General features: G+C 67.4%; 19 protein-coding genes and 1 pseudogene. 8 read left to right on the plus strand and 12 right to left on the minus strand.

From position 1 onward, the window contains the following. Both NA4_RS31815 and lepA read right to left on the minus strand, forming a co-directional pair. Positions 1–1,167 (minus strand): annotated as a pseudogene (locus NA4_RS31815) (hypothetical protein); the annotation flags it as partial. Positions 1,168–1,540: 373 nt separating this feature from the next. Beyond that, the gene (gene lepA / locus NA4_RS31820; protein WP_067478612.1) at positions 1,541–3,418 is read right to left on the minus strand and encodes a translation elongation factor 4; all 1,878 of its coding nucleotides are present in this window, start codon (positions 3,416–3,418) and stop codon (positions 1,541–1,543) included. Positions 3,419–3,795: 377 nt separating this feature from the next. On the opposite strand from lepA, the gene NA4_RS31825 reads away from it, so the two are divergent. Next, a complete protein-coding gene (locus NA4_RS31825; RefSeq protein WP_067478615.1) occupies positions 3,796–4,350 on the plus strand; it encodes a type II toxin-antitoxin system PemK/MazF family toxin in 555 nt (184 codons plus the stop codon). 19 nt (positions 4,351–4,369) lie between these two features. Here the strand turns inward: NA4_RS31825 and NA4_RS31830 are convergent, their stop codons facing one another. Beyond that, positions 4,370–4,963, minus strand: coding sequence for a Uma2 family endonuclease (locus tag NA4_RS31830; RefSeq protein WP_067478619.1), 594 nt, complete (start codon positions 4,961–4,963; stop codon positions 4,370–4,372). 52 nt (positions 4,964–5,015) lie between these two features. Beyond that, complete coding sequence (locus NA4_RS31835; protein WP_067478622.1) at positions 5,016–5,804, minus strand: aquaporin; 789 nt, start codon at positions 5,802–5,804, stop codon at positions 5,016–5,018. A 461-nt stretch (positions 5,805–6,265) separates the two neighbouring features. On the opposite strand from NA4_RS31835, the gene rpsT reads away from it, so the two are divergent. Continuing rightward, positions 6,266–6,526 (plus strand): 30S ribosomal protein S20, encoded by a 261-nt coding sequence (rpsT, locus tag NA4_RS31840; protein WP_067478651.1) that lies wholly within the window; start codon positions 6,266–6,268, stop codon positions 6,524–6,526. Positions 6,527–6,693: 167 nt separating this feature from the next. Continuing rightward, the gene (locus tag NA4_RS31845; RefSeq protein ID WP_040775866.1) at positions 6,694–6,939 is read left to right on the plus strand and encodes a hypothetical protein; all 246 of its coding nucleotides are present in this window, start codon (positions 6,694–6,696) and stop codon (positions 6,937–6,939) included. A 6-nt stretch (positions 6,940–6,945) separates the two neighbouring features. Here the strand turns inward: NA4_RS31845 and NA4_RS31850 are convergent, their stop codons facing one another. Further along, on the minus strand, positions 6,946–7,833 hold the full coding sequence (locus tag NA4_RS31850) for a helix-turn-helix transcriptional regulator (RefSeq protein WP_084497652.1): 888 nt from the start codon (positions 7,831–7,833) through the stop codon (positions 6,946–6,948). 124 nt (positions 7,834–7,957) lie between these two features. Here NA4_RS31850 and NA4_RS31855 point away from each other — a divergent pair, with 124 nt between their 5' ends. The 3 genes from NA4_RS31855 to NA4_RS31865 all read left to right on the plus strand — a co-directional run bounded on the left by NA4_RS31855 (position 7,958) and on the right by NA4_RS31865 (position 9,893). Next, a complete protein-coding gene (locus tag NA4_RS31855; protein ID WP_067478625.1) occupies positions 7,958–9,028 on the plus strand; it encodes an aldo/keto reductase in 1,071 nt (356 codons plus the stop codon). 163 nt (positions 9,029–9,191) lie between these two features. Next, positions 9,192–9,449 carry a DUF2798 domain-containing protein gene (locus NA4_RS31860; RefSeq protein ID WP_067478628.1) on the plus strand — a complete coding sequence of 86 codons (258 nt, stop codon included), beginning with the start codon at positions 9,192–9,194 and terminating at the stop codon, positions 9,447–9,449. Positions 9,450–9,476: 27 nt separating this feature from the next. Next, on the plus strand, positions 9,477–9,893 hold the full coding sequence (locus NA4_RS31865; protein WP_067478630.1) for a hypothetical protein: 417 nt from the start codon (positions 9,477–9,479) through the stop codon (positions 9,891–9,893). A gap of 34 nt (positions 9,894–9,927) precedes the next feature. On the opposite strand, the gene holA is transcribed toward NA4_RS31865, so the two are convergent. The 3 genes from holA to NA4_RS31880 form a co-directional block, all read right to left on the minus strand. Continuing rightward, positions 9,928–10,899: a DNA polymerase III subunit delta gene (gene holA, locus NA4_RS31870; protein ID WP_067478658.1), complete on the minus strand. Its 972-nt coding sequence runs from the start codon at positions 10,897–10,899 to the stop codon at positions 9,928–9,930. A 217-nt stretch (positions 10,900–11,116) separates the two neighbouring features. Beyond that, positions 11,117–11,683: a class IV adenylate cyclase gene (gene cyaB, locus NA4_RS31875; protein WP_067478633.1), complete on the minus strand. Its 567-nt coding sequence runs from the start codon at positions 11,681–11,683 to the stop codon at positions 11,117–11,119. A gap of 12 nt (positions 11,684–11,695) precedes the next feature. Then, a complete protein-coding gene (locus NA4_RS31880) occupies positions 11,696–12,622 on the minus strand; it encodes a helix-turn-helix domain-containing protein (RefSeq protein ID WP_067478636.1) in 927 nt (308 codons plus the stop codon). A 154-nt stretch (positions 12,623–12,776) separates the two neighbouring features. Between NA4_RS31880 and NA4_RS31885 the strand changes: the two genes are divergently transcribed. Together NA4_RS31885 and NA4_RS31890 are read left to right on the plus strand one after the other, a co-directional pair. After that, on the plus strand, positions 12,777–13,196 hold the full coding sequence (locus NA4_RS31885; protein WP_067478639.1) for a hypothetical protein: 420 nt from the start codon (positions 12,777–12,779) through the stop codon (positions 13,194–13,196). Further along, on the plus strand, positions 13,196–13,570 hold the full coding sequence (locus NA4_RS31890; RefSeq protein ID WP_067478641.1) for a hypothetical protein: 375 nt from the start codon (positions 13,196–13,198) through the stop codon (positions 13,568–13,570). The genes NA4_RS31885 and NA4_RS31890 overlap by 1 nt, the downstream gene beginning before the upstream one ends. 349 nt (positions 13,571–13,919) lie before the next feature. On the opposite strand, the gene NA4_RS31895 is transcribed toward NA4_RS31890, so the two are convergent. The 4 genes from NA4_RS31895 to NA4_RS31910 all read right to left on the minus strand — a co-directional run. Continuing rightward, positions 13,920–16,523, minus strand: a complete 2,604-nt coding sequence (locus NA4_RS31895; RefSeq protein WP_067478644.1) for a ComEC/Rec2 family competence protein — start codon at positions 16,521–16,523, stop codon at positions 13,920–13,922. A 407-nt stretch (positions 16,524–16,930) separates the two neighbouring features. Continuing rightward, on the minus strand, positions 16,931–17,968 hold the full coding sequence (locus NA4_RS31900; RefSeq protein ID WP_084497651.1) for a ComEA family DNA-binding protein: 1,038 nt from the start codon (positions 17,966–17,968) through the stop codon (positions 16,931–16,933). Positions 17,969–18,292: 324 nt separating this feature from the next. Continuing rightward, the gene (locus NA4_RS31905) at positions 18,293–18,817 is read right to left on the minus strand and encodes an AAA family ATPase (protein ID WP_067478648.1); all 525 of its coding nucleotides are present in this window, start codon (positions 18,815–18,817) and stop codon (positions 18,293–18,295) included. A gap of 1 nt (position 18,818) precedes the next feature. Continuing rightward, the coding region (locus NA4_RS31910; protein WP_157129414.1) for a DegV family protein at positions 18,819–19,233 on the minus strand (415 nt) is incomplete at its 5' end.

Here is a 19,233-nt window from a genome sequence, read left to right on the forward strand (position 1 = left end):
CGGCTGCGCGGCACCCGATGCGGCCGAGGACTGCGCGGCGCCGGACGCCGTCGAGGAGTGCACCGCGGACGTGCCCGGGGTCGGCGTACCGAAGCCGCCGAGCAGACCGGTGTTGCTGTGCCCCGACTGCGTCTCGGTGACCTCGCGTTCGGTGCCGTCCGGCACGCGGATGCCGTCGGCCAGCCAGCCGGTGTACTCGTCGAGCTGGTCGCCGACCTGGCCCACCCCGAGGTCGACCTGCATTTCCGAGGTGAAGTAGATCCCGTCCGGACCGAGCCCGAAGTCGACCGACCACTGCGTGCCGACGAACATGCCGAGCTGGTCGCCACCCGCGCCGATGCCGTCGAACGGATCGTCGGCGGTCGGTGTCGCGGCGGCCGAACTGTTGCCGGGCAGGTCGAAGACCGTGGAGCCGGGCGCGGCGAAGCCGTTCGCACCGGGCAGCCCGAAACCGTGCCCGGCCTGGCCGAGTCCGTGGCCGGGCAGGCCGAAGCCGTGCCCGCCGGGCTCGTCGTCGAGCTCGCGGGAGGACTCGGACCGCACACCGGGGAGCGAAAGTCCGTTCGACGCAGTGCCTTGGGTCCCCGGAATAGCCAGTCCGCCCGGGAAACCGCCCTCCGCGCCGGGTATGCCGCCCAGTCCGGGAACACCGCCACCGGAGTGTCCAGGCAGCTGCATGGTGTTGGCACCCTCGTCGCCACTTGCCAGGCTCGGCAGCGACATCCCGGCTTCGGCGTCGCCCTCACCGCCGAGCGTAGGCAGCGAGAACCCCGCGTCGGTGCCGTTGTACTCGCCGCCGAGCGTAGGAAGCTGGGCAGTTCCGGCGCCGGTACCCGGCAGGGGGAAGCCCGGCGCCGGGTTTCCGTGCGCCACCGGAACATTCGACGGGACCGGACCAAGCTCGACCGGGTCGGGGAACGTGATCACCGGGCTCGGCTGGTCGGGATCGGGGTCGGTGCTGTGCGCCCAGCCGGTGTTCCAGCTGTCGAGCCGGGATTCGCCGGGCTGTGCGGGTACGCCGCCGCCATTGGCGGCAACGAGGGCGCCGCCGGTGACGTAGGCGCCCGCCCGCGCGACCCGCGCGACGCCGGTGGCCACCCGGTAGGCGGTGTCGCCCGCGCGGTCGGCCGCTTCGTTGTCGTCGTCGAAGGGCAGATCACGCGTCATAGAAGCTCCACTCTCGGTTGTCCAGACTCCTCACCACGCCGGTCCGACCAAGTGAAGATCACCCAACAGTATTTCGGGAATACTCGCCTGTCACATTCTTCAGGACTGTAGAGAATGCGGCTGTGGCGAGCAACACAACCATGGCATCCGAATTACCGGACCGAAAGCCCTGATTTCAGTGGCATTCCAGACCGGACACAGTCGCCGATACGCACCCCCCACCAGGCATGATCGAAACCTGCATGCCTCCAGGGGCCGAGGGAATGGCGGCCGGACCGATTGATTTCCCCGAGTTGACGGGCGGTCCGTCCGCCGGACGCGTCAGATTCCCGCAGGGCCGGACTCGACGACGGCACTCCGCGTGATCGCAGGCCTACTTCTTGTCCTTCGGCTTGTCCGAGGCGGCGTCGGAGGACAGCGCAGCCACGAAGGCTTCCTGCGGGACGTCGACGCGGCCGATCGTCTTCATCCGCTTCTTGCCTTCCTTCTGCTTCTCCAGCAGCTTGCGCTTGCGGCTGATGTCACCGCCGTAGCACTTCGCGAGCACGTCCTTGCGGATGGCCCGGATGTTCTCCCGCGCGATGATCTTCGAGCCGATCGCTGCCTGGATCGGCACCTCGAACTGCTGGCGCGGAATCAGCTCGCGCAGCTTGGTGGTCATCTTGTGGCCGTAGGCCTGGGCGGCGTCTTTGTGCACGATCGCGCTGAACGCGTCCACCGCCTCGCCCTGCAGCAGGATGTCCACCTTCACCAGCTGCGATTCCTGCTCACCCGACTCCTCGTAGTCGAGGCTGGCGTAGCCGCGGGTGCGCGACTTCAGCGAGTCGAAGAAGTCGAAGATGATCTCCGCCATCGGCATGGTGTAGCGCAGCTCGACGCGGGTCTCGGACAGATAGTCCATGCCGCCGAGTTCGCCGCGGCGCGACTGGCACAGTTCCATGATCGAGCCGATGAACTCGCTCGGCGAGATGATGGTGCACTTCACGACCGGTTCGAAGACCTTGCGCACCTTGCCTTCCGGCCAGTACGAGGGATTGGTGACGACGTGCTCGGCGCCGTCCTCCATCTCCACCCGGTACACCACGTTGGGCGCGGTCGAGATCAGGTCCAGGTCGAACTCGCGCTGCAGCCGCTCGCGGGTGATCTCCATGTGCAGCAGGCCGAGGAAGCCGCAGCGGAAGCCGAAGCCCAGCGCCACGGAGGTCTCCGGGGTGTAGGTGAGCGCGGCGTCGTTGAGCTGCAGCTTCTCCAACGCGTCACGGAGGTCGGGATAGTCGGAGCCGTCCACCGGGTACAGGCCGGAGTAGACCATCGGACGCGGCTCGCGGTAGCCGGTGAGTGGCTCGGTGGCGCCACCGCGCGCGCCCGTCACCGTGTCGCCGACCTTGGACTGGCGCACGTCCTTCACGCCCGTGATCAGGTAGCCGACCTCGCCGACGCCGAGGCCCCGAGTCGGTTTGGGCTCCGGCGAGACGATGCCGATTTCCAGCAGCTCATGGGTGGCGCCGGTGGACATCATCTTGATCTTCTCGCGCGGGGTCAGCTTGCCGTCCACCACGCGGACGTAGGTGACCACGCCGCGGTAGGTGTCGTAGACCGAGTCGAAGATCATCGCGCGGGCGGGCGCGTCGGCGTCGCCCACCGGCGGCGGCACCTGGGCGATCACCTGGTCGAGCAGATCGGTCACGCCCTCGCCGGTCTTGCCGGATACCCGCAGCACGTCCGAGGGCTCGCAGCCGACGATGTGCGCCAGCTCGGCGGCGTAGCGCTCCGGGTCCGCGGCGGGCAGGTCGATCTTGTTCAGCACCGGGATGATGGTCAGATCCTTGTCCAGCGCCAAGTACAGGTTGGCCAGCGTCTGCGCCTCGATACCCTGCGCGGCGTCGACCAGCAGGATCGCGCCCTCACACGCCTCCAGCGCCCGCGAGACCTCGTAGGTGAAGTCCACGTGACCGGGCGTGTCGATGAGGTGCAGCACGAAGTCGGTGCCTGCGTGCTCGCCGGTCCGCGGCGTCCACGGCAGCCGCACGTTCTGGGCCTTGATCGTGATGCCGCGTTCGCGCTCGATATCCATCCGGTCCAGATACTGCGCACGCATCTGCCGTTCCTCGACCACACCGGTCAGTTGCAGCATCCGGTCGGCCAGCGTCGACTTGCCGTGGTCGATGTGCGCGATGATGCAGAAGTTCCGGATCCGGGCGGGATCGGTGAACGTCGTGTCGGCGAAGCTGGCGGGCACTCCACTCCTCATGGGTATCGGCAAACTGCCCCCATCGTCCCATGAGCAGTGCGAAGCTTCCGCCGCCGGTGCTCTATCTGATTTGCAGCGCCTGCGGCGCTGCGTGTTCGCGGCCCCGGGAAGTCTCGCGTCCGAGCGAGGCGAGACTCGCGCCTGCGGCGCATGCGCTTCGGTCACTCGGACGCGAGACGGGCCGCGAACGGTGCTCGTAAGACTCGCACCCGACGGGCAGGAATGCGTGAACGGCCAGGCTGTGTGTTTGCCGGCGCCTGCGATGCCGCTCGTTTTCCGGCTTCCGGAATCGTGCTCCGCTCGGTTCATGGTTAGCCCGGCGACACAACGGATTCGGCGCGGGTGAGAACGAGGGGGTGCGCCGTTATCCTCCAGAGATGGCCCGAAGTTGGAACTCCCTCGGCAAGCAGATCGGCCTTCTCGCGACGGAGCAGGGCCCCAAGATCGTCAAGCAGCAGGGCCCCAGGCTGGTCGACCGTCTGGTGGGGACGCTCGGACAGCGGCGAACTGCCGCCGGGGTCTCGGTCCGGCCCGCCGCATCGATACCGGTTCCGACGGCCGAGCGGGCCCGGCAGATCGTGTACTCACCGCAACTGGACGGACGCGCCGATCCCGGCGAGATCGTCTGGACCTGGGTGCCCTTCGAAGAGGACCCCGGCAACGGCAAGGACCGGCCGGTGCTCGTGGTCGGTCGCGATCGCCGCATGCTGCTCGGCCTGATGCTGTCGTCGAATCCGGAACGCGCGTTCGACCGCAACTGGGTCGGCATCGGCAGCGGGTCCTGGGACCACGACGGACGACCCAGCTGGGTCCGGCTCGACCGGGTGCTCGACGTGCCCGAGGCTGGCATCCGCCGCGAGGGAGCGATCCTGGAGCGCAAGACCTTCGACCTGGTCGCCCATCGGCTCGTCGCCGAATACAACTGGAGCTGACGGCGCCCGATGACGTGCGTCAGGCGACCCAATCCTGCAGCGGAGCAGTGTCGAGCGCGATATCGATCGGCGCGGGCAGCGGCACAGGATGGCCGAAGGCGAACCGGCGGACTTGCCCGTAGCGGCCACTGCCCGGGGTCGGCTCGCTGTGCACAACGATCTCCGCATTCTGCCGGTCGATCAGCAGATAGATCGGGATGGCGGTACGGGCATACGCCGTCGGCTTCTCCACCCGGTCGCGTTGGTTGGTGTCGGAGTCGCGCGAAGTCACCTCCACCACCATCGTTACCTTGTCGGCCGGCGCCCACCCGCCATACCCGACGAAGGCGTCCAACGGCGCCAGGACACCATCGGGACGGGCCCTGCCCTGCCGGTACGGATCCACTTTCAGCCCCTGGCCCGTGACATGCAAGAACAGCTGAGGGCTGAACGGCACGAAAATCATCAGAAGCCAATTCAGGATGCGACTGTGATCGCCGTCCGGCATGAACTTGAACCCCATTCGTCCGCCGATGTACTCGAGTCGAACACTGTCGGACTCGCGCTCGACCGCGCGGGCGATGTTCTCGAATTCCGACACCGGGACGTCATGGTCGTGCTGCACGATCGTCATCGCCTACCTCCCTGAACCGCATTGTACGAGGCTCGGCCGACAACAGCGGTGGTCAGGAGATCATGTCGCGGGAACGGCCGAACAGCAGGCCGTACAGCAGCGCGCCGAGGGCGCCGCCGATCAGGGGGAACACCACGAACGCCCAGACCTGTCCCATCGCGCCGTCCTGGTAGGGCGCCACGGCGAGGCTGCGGACCGGGTTCACCGAGGTGTAGTCCACCGGAATCGACACGAGGTGGATCACCGCCAGCGTCACGCCGATGGACAGACCGGCCAGCGGCACGTCGGAGATCTGATCGGTCGAGGACAGCACCACGAAGACCAGCAGCGCGGTCAGCATCACCTCGACGATGATCATGGCCGCCATTCCGTAGCCGTTCTGCACGACCACCTCGCCGAGCGGCCCCCGCGCCGCCGCCGGGCTGTGCTTGCCCCACCCGTTCGCGGCGAGGCCGTCGATCGAGCGGTCGTACGACGGCAGGTTCTTGGCCAGCGCGAACACCACGAGACCGGCCAGGAAGCCGCCGATCAACTGCGCGATCACGTAGCCGCCCGCGACCACCGCGCCGATCCGGCCGAGCAGCAATTGCCCGAGCGTGACCGCCGGATTGACGTGACAACCCGAGATCGGCCCGATCGAGTAGACGAGGAACATCAGCGTCAGGCCGAAGGCCAGCGCGATCCCCAGCGGACCGACCTTCTCCCCCGCCAGCACCGCCGTTCCGACACCACCGATCACCAGGACGAAGGTGCCGAGCGCCTCGGCGCCCCATTTCTTGCTGTTGGGAATCGGTTCGTTCTCGACAGCCTCTTCGACGACTTCCTGGGCCGTTGGAGACATGCGCTGTACCGCCTCTCTGTTCCGCCTCTCCGGGTATTCAGGCCGTACCGGTCAGCTGGGCCGAGATTTGCGTTCAGGTCCTGCGTTGGGCGCCGCTCGAGTTTGGGCGTACCCGGTGAGTTACCCGCGTGCTTGCGAAATCGGTTGTCCCGGTCCGCGGCGCCTTCGGTGGGCAGCCGCGAGGTGCGCAGCCCGGACATACCGGTCTGCTAGCACGCTACGCGACCCGCATGTCTCGCACGGCGAACTTCGCGGTATGTCTCTGCGTGACGGGGACAGTCCGGTTCCGGTACCCCGGTCCGGGGCTTCCACGCGGCCGTGCTGGTGTCGATTTCGTGTGCCAGACGGCGACTGGTACTCTCGATCTTCGGCGCTGCGTTACCCGTTCACTTCGGGTGTTTCGCGCGCTCGATGAACTTTTCCCAGAACAGACCACGAGACAGGAACACGAGGAAACAGGCGTGGCCAACATCAAGTCCCAGATGAAGCGGATCCGTACCAACGAGGCGGCGCGCAAGCGCAACCAGTCGGTCAAGTCCGCGCTGCGCACCGCCGTCCGAAGCTTCCGCGAGGCCGCGGCCGCGGGCGACAAGAACCAGGCCGCCGAGCGCCTGCAGTTCGCCAGCCGCAAGCTGGACAAGGCCGCCTCGAAGGGCGTCATCCACGCCAACCAGGCCGCCAACAAGAAGTCGGCGCTGGCGCTGGCCTTCAACAAGCTCTGATTCACCCGGTACCGAGCTCCGGTACCGCCCCACACTGAGACGCAGCCGCCGTGGCCCCGATGACCACGGCGGCTTTTGTCGTGTCCACCCCCCACCCGACCGGCCTTCTCCCCGGGGTTTCGGGATCGGTCCGCAGCGTGTCGGTGGTTCCAGCTACCATTCCGCGCATGGTAACCGTGTATGCCAATCAGACGGTCGTCCGCGCCGAGGATCTGCCGGATGTGATCCGCGCGGCCGAGGTGCTCGGATTCGGACTGAAGATCGAGAATGTGCTCGTTCCCGACGACGAAGGCGGTTACTCGTTGGCGTGGATCGTCACGCGGGACGAGGACGTCCCCGACTACGAGGAGTGGGAAGGGCGCTACGAGGACGCGGACGACGACGGGGAACTGGTGCTCAGCTCCGCGGAGTAGATCCGGTCATGCCTCGCGAGCCGCGGCCGCGAGCCGATCCAGCGCCGCCTGGGAATCCTCGTCCGCGGCACGGTAGATGATGATCCGCTGGTCGGGATCCTGCACGGGCATCAGCACCTCGTAGGTGACGACCAGCGGACCCACCACCGGGTGCCGCAACGGTTTGTTCCCGCGTCCCTGCACCCGGACGTCGTGGCGCGCCCACGCCTGCGCGAACTCGGGGCTCTGTGCGGTGAACTCGGCGATCAGGCCGGCCAGCGCCTGGTCGTCGGGATGCGCCGCCCAGGCCGCGCGCAGATCCGCGATGCCCTCACCGATGATGCGCTCACGCTCGACGTAGAACTCCCGCATGCCCGGGTCCATCAGGCAGAGCCACATAGAGTTGCGCTGTCGCGGCGGCAGGGCGCCGAAGTCGGTGATCAACAGCGCCATCTCCCGGTTCCAGGCCAGGATGTCGTAGCGGTGGTTCACCAGCATCGCGGGCAGCGGCGACAGATCCCGCACCAGCATGGCCAGCGCGGGCGCGGGTACCGTGCTCGGCTTGCCGGTGTCCGGCTGCCGCTGGCGCGCCAGGTCGAACAGGTAGGCGCGCTCGTCACTGGTCAATCGCAACGCCTGCGCCAGCGCGTTCAGCACCTCGGCCGACGGCCGCAGCCCGCGCGCCTGCTCCAGCCGCACGATGTAGTCGGTGCTCACACCTGCCAGTTCGGCGACCTCTTCCCGGCGCAGCCCCGGCGTACGCCGCTGCCTGCGCTGCGGCAATCCGAGATCGGCCGGTGTCAGACGCTCGCGCCGGGCCCGCAGGATGGCCGCCATTTCCTGGACCCGATCCGCGCCATTGCCGCCTCCGGGCCCGAGGTCGCGGTGCTGGGTCGCGTTCACCGTGCTGGTCATCATCGTCGATCCTACGGCTGACTGGGACTGGCCTTCCCAGGAAGAAGCTTCCCTTACCCGTACCCGTTCGCCGCCGAAGACTGTCTTTCGACAACATGGCATCGCGAACGACAAGGAGCTGGACATGTCCGGAGCCCGCACCCTCGACACCTATCGGCTGCTCGGCCGCTCGGGTCTCCGGGTGTCTCCACTGTCCCTCGGGACCATGACTTTCGGCGCCGATTGGGGGTGGGGCGCAGACCGGGACGAGGCCCGCAAGATCTTCGACACCTACGTCGAGCGGGGTGGAAACTTCATCGACACGGCCAATCAGTACACCAACGGCACCTCCGAGCAACTGCTCGGCGAATTCACCGCGGACAATCGCGAAAGCCTGGTGCTGGCCACCAAATACACCATGCTGCGCCGCCCCGGCGACCCGAATTCCGGCGGCAACCACCGCAAGAGCATGATCGCGTCGGTGGAGGCCAGCCTGCGCAGGTTGAACACCGACTACATCGACCTGCTCTACCTGCATGCCTGGGACTTCCTGACGCCCGTCGAGGAAATCCTGCGCGGCATGGACGATTTGGTGCGCTCGGGCAAGGTGCTCTACGTCGGCATCTCCGACGCGCCTGCCTGGCAGGTCGCCCGTATGCAGACCATCGCGGACCTGCGCGGCTGGTCGCCACTGATCGCACTGCAGATCGAGTACAGCCTGATCGAGCGGACCGTTGAACGCGACCTCATCCCGATGGCCCGCGAATTGGGTCTCGGCGTCATCCCCTGGTCGCCGCTGGGCAGTGGTGTGCTCACCGGGAAGTACAGCCGCGCCGATCTCGACCATGAGGTGGAGAGTTCGCCCGAGGGCAGCCGCAAGAACGTAGCCGCGGCCAGCGGCGCGCTCACCGAACGCGGACTCGATATCGCCGACGTGGTCGGGCAGGTCGCGGCCGAGATCGGCAGCACGCCTTCTCGGGTCGCGCTGGCCTGGACACTGCGCAACCCCGCCGTCACCTCACCGATCGTCGGGGCGCGCACCGTGGCCCAGCTGGAGGACAATCTCGGCGCACTCGACGTCGAGTTCGACGCGGCCCAGCTCGCCCGGCTGGAGCATGCCAGTTCGGTGGATCTCGGCTTCCCGCACGAATTCCTGGCGCGGCCGATGGTCCGGAACGTCACGTTCGGCGACCTGAAAATCGAAGGGCGCGACTGACCTTCGGTCCCGTGCGGCGGTGCGAGCCGGACTTGCACCGCCGCACGCGGCAGCCTAAGCTCGGTGCCGCGACCTCGCGTCGCCGTAAGCGTTCACGTCAACCAACGCATCGGCCCGCCACAAGGCGGAGTCGTTGGCTGACGAGACATTTACGGAGCGACCGATGAATTCCGCGAATCCCCAGTCCCGCACCGGCTTCGGCAAGCTGCCCGCCCGCTACACCTCGGTGCTCATGCCGATGCTGTTGTCGATCCTGATGACCTGCATCGTCTCGTTGATCAGCACCATGATGAGCGACGGCCTCGCGCTCGGAGTGTGGTTGCGTTCCTGGGCAGTGTCCTGGCCCATCGCCTTCCCGACGCTGCTACTGGTGCTGCCCGCGGTGCGACGTATCACCGCCGCGCTGGTGCAAGCGCCGTGACGACACCAGCGAAGTAGCATCTGCGCCATGACCGACCTCCGTGCCTTTCGCCAGGTGTGCTACGAAGCCGCGCGCGCGACCGGCGGCAGGCTGATCGAGTTCCGTTCAGCCGATGAAGTGACGCCGAACTTCCATCAAGGCGTCATCGGCTACGAAGACGATCGTGTGGCGGTGATCTGGCGACGCGACTCGGCCTTGCTCGCGGTCGCCGAACCGCGAGCACTCGATGCTTCCGAAGGCGTCAGAGAGTCCGGTCCGTTGACCTTCGTAGCCGCTCCCGCGCTGGCGACAGCCCTGCGCCGCCAGCCCGGATTTCAGGTACTTACCACAGCCGAACTCGACGGCCCGTTCGACGCCGCGGCCTGGCCCGGCCTCGACCCAGCCGATATCAAGTACTGGAAACCAGCCACGCTCGGAGAGGCGCTCTTCAACTACTGGGACTGAAGATGAACCGTGCCTGTGCTGCGCGGGCCGGCGTTCAGCTTGCTCCGTGCAGGTCCAGGATCTGGCCGAGGGCGTGTTCCAGGGCGTAGCCGGAGTCGGCGGCGCCGCCCTTGACGTCGGCGTTGAGGGCGGCGACCACCTGAAGGGCCGAGCCGATGGTGGCCGGGGTCCAGCTGCGGGCCTGGGCTTGGGCCTTCTTCACTTTCCACGGCGGCATGCCGAGCTGCTGGGCGAGTTTGAACGGGTCGCCGCGCCCGGCGGAGCCGACGCGCGCGATGGTGTGCACCGAGTCGGCGAGCGCGTCGGCGAGCAGGACATGCGGCACGCCGCGGTCGTTCGCCCAGCGCAGAGCCTCCATCGCGCCGGGGCGGTCACCCGCGACGGCCAGTTCGGCCACGTCGAACCCGGAGACCTCGGCCTTGCCCGAGTAGTAGCGGCGCACAGCCGCGACGTCGATCTTCCCACCGGTGTCGGCCGCCAGCTGCCCGCACGCCGCCGCCAGCTCGCGCAAGTCCGAGCCCACGGCCTCCAGCACGACTTGCACGACCTCGCCGGACACCCGCACGCCCGCGTTGCGGAACTCACCCCGCACGAACTCGACTCGCTCGGCGGCCTTGGTCAGCTTGGCGCAACCGTGCGTCACAGCTCCGGCCTTCTGCAGAGCGGGCGCGAGCGCCTTCGCTCGCCCACCCCCCGAGTGCAGGACCACCAGTACCACCCCCTCGGCCGGGCTCTGCACCGCCTCGGTGATCACCGCGACCGCGTCTTTCCCCGCCTCGGCCGCCGCCTCCAGGATGATCACCCGATCCTCGGCGAACAGTGACGGACTCAGCAGTTCTGCCAGCTCCGCAGTGCTCGCGTCACCCGCACGCAGCCGATCGACCGGCACCGCGTCCGGATCCGGCGCCAACGCCCGCACCTGCGCCGTCACCGCACCCAACGCCCGCTCGATCAGCAGCTCTTCTTCCCCCAGCACCAAGTGCAGGGGCGCGGGACGCTCACTCACCACAGCGCCTCCCGACGCCGGACTCAACCGTGCCCGAGGGTTCCGCCGTATCAGTCCACTCGCCGCGCGCGTTCACAGGCCGATCCTACGATCCGCTACCGACACGACTGCCCGCTGTGCACTGGAACGGGAGCCGGTCGATCCGGATGAACTGATGTCGACCTACTGGATAGCGGCGGCGAACTCATGAACCATGTGAAGTCCCGCCGCAATGCTGCTATCCCGTGTCGCGGCTTGCGGCAACGGCATCGGTGTAGAGCTCGGTGGTCAGCTGATCCGGCGATATACCAAGCGCAGCCAGGACCGTACGAAGATCGGCGAGCGCGCTGTCGAGGTCGCCCTCGGTCTCGATCTGGGTCTCCAGTTCCAGAAAAGTTCCGTTGATCTCCGGAACTGTGACAACTGTCGCGAGCATGTCGCGGCCCACGGCTATGAACCTGTAGTTCTCACACTGCTTGGTGAACGAGATCCACGGTCGATAGCCCAGTCGCCCGATGATCTGCTCCATCATGTCCCATCGGCTCACCTCCGTCTCGTACTCAGGCTTCGACCCGGTTTCCAGGTCGACTGCCGGATCTTTGAACGTGATGAGATGGCGAGAGGAGCCATCGCCGCTACGGACCGATCGCAAGCGGAACTCTCGGCCGGTCGCTGTCAAGGACTCGCCGGGATCGTCGAAGTAGACATCGTGATAGGACACGACGTCGACCTCCGCACGCGCTGCCAACTCTGCCCGAACGGCGTCAGCATCCGTCAGACGCGCTTTGTACTCGGCTTCGATCACTTCGACTCCATTTCAAACGACCCGATCCGCATGAGAAACGGCCTGCTCCAGCGTGCCGACAAGCGCGTGATGCAAGGCACTCCCTCGGGTCGGCTCGATCCGGTGCATCGGGGCAGCATGTCCTTCATGTCGCACGGTGAACGCCGACACGAACACAACGTCATCGATCCTGATGATCCGCCACAGAGGGATCCGATCGTAGGTGTAGACCTCAACTGACCCGCTCTCGACAGCCAGTTCTTTGATGCGCGTGATCGCGAGTCGAATACCTGCTGCCAACGATTCAGTTGATTCTCCGATCTCCTCGGCACGCCGAGCGACCGCCGCCGAGTCCGGGTCGAGCAGCAACACACGCAACCGCGCCCCAGCTGGGATGACCTTACGCAGCAGCGAGTCGTTCAGACCGAGAATGCCCAGTCCCCGAACGGCCATGACGTCAACGGCGCCAGCCCCTTTCGCTAGGTCGCGGAGTTCCTTCGCCGCCTCGGCTTGACACGGATAGATCGCGCTCACTTCGGTCAGCTCGTAGGAACGTCCAGCACTCGACGCGGCGGCAACACACGGGTCGAACGGCCTCGACAGTGTGCTCCGGTTGACGATCGACGCCGTGACACGGCTGTCGCGCGGAGCCTTCGACGCTGATAGAGCGGAAGTGGATTGTCTGCGGGCGGCCTGCTGACCCACCTTGGCGTAGGCGTGTAGGGCAATCAGGGTGCCGTTCGCGCCGAGTGCGGCGTCGATAGCGGAAACAAGCTCGTACGAGGGGAGATTCGCGTTCTCCCATTCGGTCATGGATACATACTGACGCGAGTAGCCGATCTTGGAGGCCAGCGCGCGCTGGCTCAGGCCCGCGTCGAGTCTGAGCCGCTTGATCTCGCGTGCCAACCGATCCGCAATCGTCGCTGGTTGTCGGGCTGGTTCGTTGATCGCGTCGTTCATCGAAGTCCCCTGCGCATGCGTTCATTCTGGCCCGCAACGGCATGGCAAGCCGCCCTTTCCACGACTTGCCACCTCCCCCAGCGAGAGAATCCAGCGGTTTTCTCGGAGTGGGGCAGACGGAAGACCTGCCCGCGAACGAGGGGAGAAAGACGCAATGACAACGCCTGCCCACCACGCCGAGGTCGCGCTGCAGGAACTTGACAAGGAAGCGGCGCAACCAGGTAGCCCACGCGACGACAGGCAGCCGATGGCGATCGGGGTGGTGCGCGGTGACGTATCGGGGCTACATGCGCACCGGCACGCCGCCGCCGTTGTTCAGCACGCCCGCGCACAGGGCTATCACTACCTGTACACGGTGCGTCCGCCGCAGGACCACGCAGACCCGGTCGGGTTCGCACTCACGATCGCATCGGGACTGGGTGTGGCCGCGATTGTCGTCTTCGACCTCGCCACGGTCGATGATCGGCCTGCACTGATCTGCGATGCGGGATTTGATCTCGAAACTGTGTGCCCCGGAACAACATGGGCACGATCCGCGCGACTGGGATCGGGTGACGCTGAGGCGGTGGCCTGATGGCCGACGAGATTCTGATCGCTCCGGCGACGTTGTGCGGGTCCACGGATGTGCAGCTGGCCCACGAGACGATGCGAGGGCATCGCGCCTGCCGGGTCGAGCGATGTGTATGGAAAGCGGCAGCGCATCACACGCTGGTGTTGGCCGGTCGGCTCGTTCCGCCGTTGCGGTCTCCGCGTGAACGGGCCGCCGCACGAGGGGTCGACTTCCCGACGCTGGACACCGATATATCGCACACGGACCTTGGCCCAGCCCTGGAGACCATGCGAGAAGTGCTGAACAAGCTGATCGAGCCGGACTCACCAGTGGCCAGAACAGACCGCACGCATGGCGCGGCGGCATCCGGGGATGGCGGCGTAGGGCGGCAAGGGTGAGCAAGCAGCGCACGCACGTTGACGGCTGGGTTGCGACGTGGCAGCTGTACAACGACAGGATTTGAATCACTCTGGTAAGCAATATGACCGACGACTCGAAACCACTGGTGTCGTGCACACTCGCCACCGCTCCCGATCTCGTGCAAATGCGTGAGCGATTTCCGAAGCTGGCCCCGCTGTGGGACATGGTCCATGACGACTTCTGGAGCACCTACCGTCGTCCCACTTGCCGCCGTTCCGGCACAGCCGCTTGCGGCGAGGGGACTCGATGAACGACAGCCACGGTCGTTGCCGGTCGATCGACTATCAGCAGATGAGCTGGGCTGTGAGAGCGACCATCGGTCGCCGGTCAGCGTGAACTGCTTATTCGCAGGTGCCCGCCCGCGCTCACGACTGCGATGTCGCCGTGGCGGTCGGTTCGGGCCACCGTCGTCCCGAGGGCGGAGAGGTCCGCGAGGACGGTCGGGTTCGGGTGGCCGAATGTGTTGTCGGCGCCGACGCTGACCAGTGCGAGGCGCGGGTGCACCGACTCCAGGAATTCCCTTGTAGTGGTCCGCGATCCGTGGTGTGGAAGTTTGAGGATGTCCGCTTGGATAGGGATTCCGGCGCGCATCAGCACGCGTTGTGCGGGCGCTTCGATGTCGCCGGTGAGCAGGATTCGGCCGGCGGGCGTGCGGGCGGAGACGACCACCGAACGGTCGTTGGCGTCCTCGGTTTCGGCACCACGGAGCGGCCGTGGGCCGTTCTTGGAAGGCGCCAGGACCTCGAGTTCGATTGCCCCGAAACTCAACAAGTGCCCGGCTGACAACTCCAGCAACGGTACTCCCGCCCGCCTGGCGACGGTCGCGACCTGCGCCAGTCCGGTAGCCGCGTCACGCGGGTCCTCCTCATGGGATCGCTTCCTTACTGGTGCCTGACCGTATTTGGCAGGGCCACAACTCTTTCGCGGTATCGACGTAGCATGACGATGGATGCCGATGTGACTGTCTTCCGCCTTGGTGTACCCGTGTGCGTTAACCACCGGTGCCCCGGGAGTGAGCGGCGCACATCCGTTCTCGGCACGAGGCGTCGATTGAGAATCGGTGCCCTCGGTGGACGGGGGAAGTCCGTCGAGTTCGTGAATGCCTACGGCTATCGCGTCGACTGTGCGGTTGTGGAGAGCGCCGGTCAGTCCGCCGATGTGGTCGGCGTGGGGATGGGTGAGGATCAGCAGTGGGATACGGGAGATACGTAGGCGATCCAGGCAGGTTCGGATCGGGCGTGGGTCGGGTCCTACGTCGATGACTATCGCGGCGCCGGGACCGACTGCGAGAGCCAGGCCGTCGCCTTGGCCGACGTCGCATGCGGCGATGACCCAGCCATTCGGCGGCCAGCCGGGGTGCCAGAGGCGGACCGGGATCAGAACTGCCGCGATACCGACCACCACCGCGGCGACGATCCGGCGCACGGCCTGCGCGCGCAACGCCGCGACGGCGACCGCGACGACAGCGCCCGCGATCAGCCCGCCCACGAGACCGCCCGGCACCGTGACGGTCGCTCCGGGGAGCGCCGCCGTATGTCGGGCGACCGACAGCAACCACCACAGCGGCGGTGCCGCGCAGCGCAGGAAGAGATCAGCGAGCGGTGACCATAGGCAGGACAACACCGCGCCACTTGCTCCGATAACGGTGATCGGCGCGATGACCGGTGCCACGAGAACATTCGCCAGCACCGCTATCAGACTGAGCTTTCCGGTGAGCGCGATCATGATCGGCGTCGTAACCACGAACGCCCCGGCCGACACCGCGACGATCTCGGCGGGCAACCGCCAACATCCTTTGGCGCGCAACCAGTCGGCCCAGCTGGGGGCCAGCAGAATCAGAGCACCGGTCGCCACCACCGACAGAGCGAAACCTGCGTTGACCGCCAGTCCGGGCCACAGGGCCAGTAGCGTGATGATCGCCGCGCACAGCGCGGGCAGCGCCTGTTTTCGGCGGCCGGTGAGCACGGCGAGCAGGGTGACCGCGCCCATCGCACCGGCGCGCAGCACACTCGGGTCCGGCCGCGCGATCACCACGAACATGAGCAGCGCCGTGCCGGCCACGGCCACCGCTGCGCGCGGGCCGAGCGTGAGCAGACGCACCACGAACAGCACGACCGAAAGCAGAATCGTGAAGTTCGCCCCGCTGACCACGGTGAGATGCTGCAACCCAGCGATTTCGAAGTCGTCGCGCACTTGATCGGACAGTGCCGAGGTATCGCCGACGACGAGTGCAGGCAACAAGCCGGCGGGCTCAGGTGACAGTGCCCGCGTTGCCGACGCCGCGAAGTCGCTACGTACCGAGTTCGCGATCCGCTGCCACCAAGGCAGCGGCCCCGCAACCGTCGGCGGCTCCTGTGCATTCAGCGCTACGACGGTGAGGTCGGATCGGGTCGGATGATCCACCCGGGCCCGGAACTCGACGGGCCTGCCGGGTGCCAAACCGGACCATTCGTGCCCGGAGGCAAGGATCACCACCGAGCCACCGGCGCGTACCGTCATGCCGCCGCGCCGGTACTCCCGCAGATCCGCGCGGATGATCAACTGTTGGTTGCCACTGAATGCTTTGTTGCGCAGCGATTTCGGGTCATCGCTCGGCGTGACCACCACGCGAAGGGACTGTCCCGATGCCGTACGAAGCGGATGCGTCGCAACTCGATGTTCCCGCCAAGCCGCCGCGGCTGCGAACCCGGCGCCGAGAACCACTGCGGCGAGCGCCACCAGCGCCACGGCCCGCCAGCGTTCACTGCGGTGCGCGACGGCCCACAGCAGCAGCCCCCACAGCCCGATAGCTGACACCGTCAATGCCGCGCTCACAGCGAGCCCGACCTTCCAGCCCGCCGTCAGCGCCACAATCGTTGCACCCCAACAGCACAACGCTGCGGGCAACAGCCGGGCGTCGAGCACCTGGAACACCCCGGTATCGCCGCCCACACCAGCGCCTTCGACCGGATCACGACGAACGTTGGCGGTCGTGCCGACCTGCGACGACCGCCTGACTGCACCCTCTCTCCTCCGGGCCGCGTCGCCCTCGCAACCACCATGAGACGCGACCTCGGACAACCCCGCCTCGGACGCCCCCATCCCCCGGGACACCCGCCCCCGCCGACCACCGTTGGCTGTCGCACCGACCACTGACCACTGCGGCCCTCTCCGCCGGGCTGACTCACCCTGGCGACCACCGTTGGCTGTCGCACCGACCTCTGACGACCGCACGCCTGACGCCCCTCTCCGCCGGGCTGACTCACCCTGGTGACCACCGTTCGATGTCGTGCCGGCCTCGGACAACCCTGCGCTCGATGCCTCGGTACCCGGGGTTACCCCGCCCTGCTGACCGGCGTTCATACCGTCACCAGATCCCGCAACCGAGCAAGGCGGGCCGGGCCGATGCCGTCGACCTCACCCAGTTGCTCGACGGAGGTGAAGCGCCCATTGGTCGTGCGCCAGGCGATGATGGCGCGGGCGGTGATAGGCCCGACACCGGGAAGGGCGTCGAGTTCGGACTCGGAGGCCGCGTTGAGGTCGACCTTGCCCGCCCGGGTCGACGGACGGCCCGGCGTGGCCGCGGAACCGGACGACGGGCGACCACCCGCGCCGATGGTCGCGCTGCCCGGCTGTGCGGCCGGGTTCGGTGTGGCCGGACCGACCAGCACCTGGTCGCCGTCCGACAGCCGCTGGGCCAGGTTCAGACCGCTCGTGTCGGCGCCTTCGCGCGGGCCGCCTGCAGCAGCGAGGGCGTCGGCGACGCGCGATCCCATAGGAAGTCGGACCAGGCCGCTGCGCTGGACGAGGCCGACGACGCTGACAACCAGTTCGGTTGTCGAACCGGCCGGGTCACCGGGCATCGCACCCGGTTTCGCGACCGCACTCGCCGAGGCAGACGGACCAGGCGATCCGGCGGCGACCGTCTGCCGCATCACCGGCACCGGTGGTACCGGCTGGGTGATGGGCCGCTCGCGGAACACGATCACCCCGGCGATCACCATCGCGGCCAGCCCGGCCAGGGCGAGCGTGCGAACACCGCGACGCCCGGGATCGAGCCGAATGCTCCGGAACCTTTCGGGCACAAGGCGATCCCGCCAGCGCAGCGCAGCCGCTGGTTCCTCCAGCCAGCCGGGCGACCGCACGCGACCGACATCGTCCTCGTCCTCGCCACCGGCCTCGTGGCCGGCAGGTAGCCGCGCGAGATCCCACTTCCCCGCCCGGTCCGCGTGATCGTCCGGCCGCGCGTCATTCGCCCGATCGGCATCGCCGGAGAATTCCCGGTCCACCGATCGCCGTCCGCCATCTCGCCCAGGCCCGGTCGCACTCGCACCGACCCGGACGGTCAGGTCGCCCAGCCGCTGTCGCACCCGCTCGCGTTCGTCCTGTCGTGACATGGCGGTGACGCTAGTGCCGCCACGCTCCGAAAGACCCGGCCCGACCAGGCAATTCAAACAGCCTGTTGATAACCGCCGCGCTGTGCACAACTCGGCCGTCGTGGTCCGTCACATCGGGTCTAACACGCCGTACCCTTCGCAGAGAAATCTGTCCTGCCGGTCCGACCGCTGGGCACTTACACCGATGCGCCGGGCACCCAGACCTGGTGATGCGGTGACCGCTGTGTGCCGAAGTTAGTCAGGGTGCTGCTGAGTGTGCCGCCGCGTTCTGCCGTTGTCGGCGCAGTTGGTTTGTCGGCGACGCTGATCGCCTGGTGACGGTGTTCAGCGGACGGCTCGGCCTGCCTCGGTAGCAATGAAGGTCGCGACGTGACGTGGCTGCAGCGCAGTAGTGTCGATGATGTGGGCTTCCTGGCTGTGCCATTGGCGGGCGGCGTCGTAGTCGTCGAGGTGATCCAGGCGCCATGGTGAGTTCGGTTTGCTCGGATCGGTTTCGATGCGACGGAGGAGCTCATCGCGTTCGGCGTGGAGAACGAAGTGATGCAGTGGGACCGCGGCTTCTTCGAGTCCGGCGCGGATCTCTTGCCAGTATCGATGGACAAGAACCGACTGCGGGACGATGAGGACGCCGCCGACGTAGTCGAGGATCTGTGTCGCTGCGGCCACGACCAGTCCTCGCCAGGGCTGCCAGTCCTGGAAGTCCCGGACTGTTTCGGTGGCGAGGACGTGTCGGAGCATGAGCCCGACCTCCTCGGTGTCGAAGATCCGCGACCCGCGCAGCAACGCGGTCAATTCCCGTGCCGTCGTGGTCTTTCCGGCTCCGAAGGTTCCGTTCAGCCAGATGATCATGCTAGGCGCAACCGCCTGGGACGACGAGCACGCCGATGGCGCCGAGCCCGAGATGGACCGCCAGCGCGGGTCCGAATTCGGCGACGATGAGTTCACGGACGCCTGGAATACGGTCGCGCAGCTGGCCCGCGATGGTGTGCGCGGCGTCCTCGACGCCCAAGTGCTGCACGCCCACCGCCGCGCCGTCGGCACCGGCCGCCTCGACGGCCGCGGCCACGAGCTTCGTATACGCCTTGGATCGGGTGCGGACCTTCTCGCGCAGTTCGAGCCGCCCCTCGACGATGTGCAGCAGCGGCTTGGTGACCAGCTCGGTCGCGAAGAACGCCGCCGCCGACGACAGCCTGCCGCCGCGGCGCAGCTGCTCGGTGCGGTTGACCAGGATGAACGTCCGGGCGCGCGCGGAGGCGGCGACCGCC

The organism is Nocardia amamiensis NBRC 102102, from assembly GCF_001612745.1.
GTDB lineage: Bacteria > Actinomycetota > Actinomycetes > Mycobacteriales > Mycobacteriaceae > Nocardia > Nocardia amamiensis.

Coding starts and splice junctions, on each gene's coding strand:
- NA4_RS31825 (WP_067478615.1), top strand. CDS start 3,796: ATGGCCCGAAGTTGGAACTCCCTCGGCAAGCAGATCGGCCTTCTCGCG.
- NA4_RS31885 (WP_067478639.1), top strand. CDS start 12,777: ATGACAACGCCTGCCCACCACGCCGAGGTCGCGCTGCAGGAACTTGAC.
- NA4_RS31860 (WP_067478628.1), top strand. CDS start 9,192: ATGAATTCCGCGAATCCCCAGTCCCGCACCGGCTTCGGCAAGCTGCCC.
- lepA (WP_067478612.1), bottom strand. CDS start 3,418: ATGAGGAGTGGAGTGCCCGCCAGCTTCGCCGACACGACGTTCACCGAT.
- NA4_RS31855 (WP_067478625.1), top strand. CDS start 7,958: ATGTCCGGAGCCCGCACCCTCGACACCTATCGGCTGCTCGGCCGCTCG.
- NA4_RS31845 (WP_040775866.1), top strand. CDS start 6,694: ATGGTAACCGTGTATGCCAATCAGACGGTCGTCCGCGCCGAGGATCTG.
- NA4_RS31905 (WP_067478648.1), bottom strand. CDS start 18,817: ATGATCATCTGGCTGAACGGAACCTTCGGAGCCGGAAAGACCACGACG.
- NA4_RS31865 (WP_067478630.1), top strand. CDS start 9,477: ATGACCGACCTCCGTGCCTTTCGCCAGGTGTGCTACGAAGCCGCGCGC.
- NA4_RS31880 (WP_067478636.1), bottom strand. CDS start 12,622: ATGAACGACGCGATCAACGAACCAGCCCGACAACCAGCGACGATTGCG.
- NA4_RS31850 (WP_084497652.1), bottom strand. CDS start 7,833: ATGACCAGCACGGTGAACGCGACCCAGCACCGCGACCTCGGGCCCGGA.
- NA4_RS31900 (WP_084497651.1), bottom strand. CDS start 17,968: ATGTCACGACAGGACGAACGCGAGCGGGTGCGACAGCGGCTGGGCGAC.
- NA4_RS31835 (WP_067478622.1), bottom strand. CDS start 5,804: ATGTCTCCAACGGCCCAGGAAGTCGTCGAAGAGGCTGTCGAGAACGAA.
- NA4_RS31830 (WP_067478619.1), bottom strand. CDS start 4,963: ATGACGATCGTGCAGCACGACCATGACGTCCCGGTGTCGGAATTCGAG.
- NA4_RS31890 (WP_067478641.1), top strand. CDS start 13,196: ATGGCCGACGAGATTCTGATCGCTCCGGCGACGTTGTGCGGGTCCACG.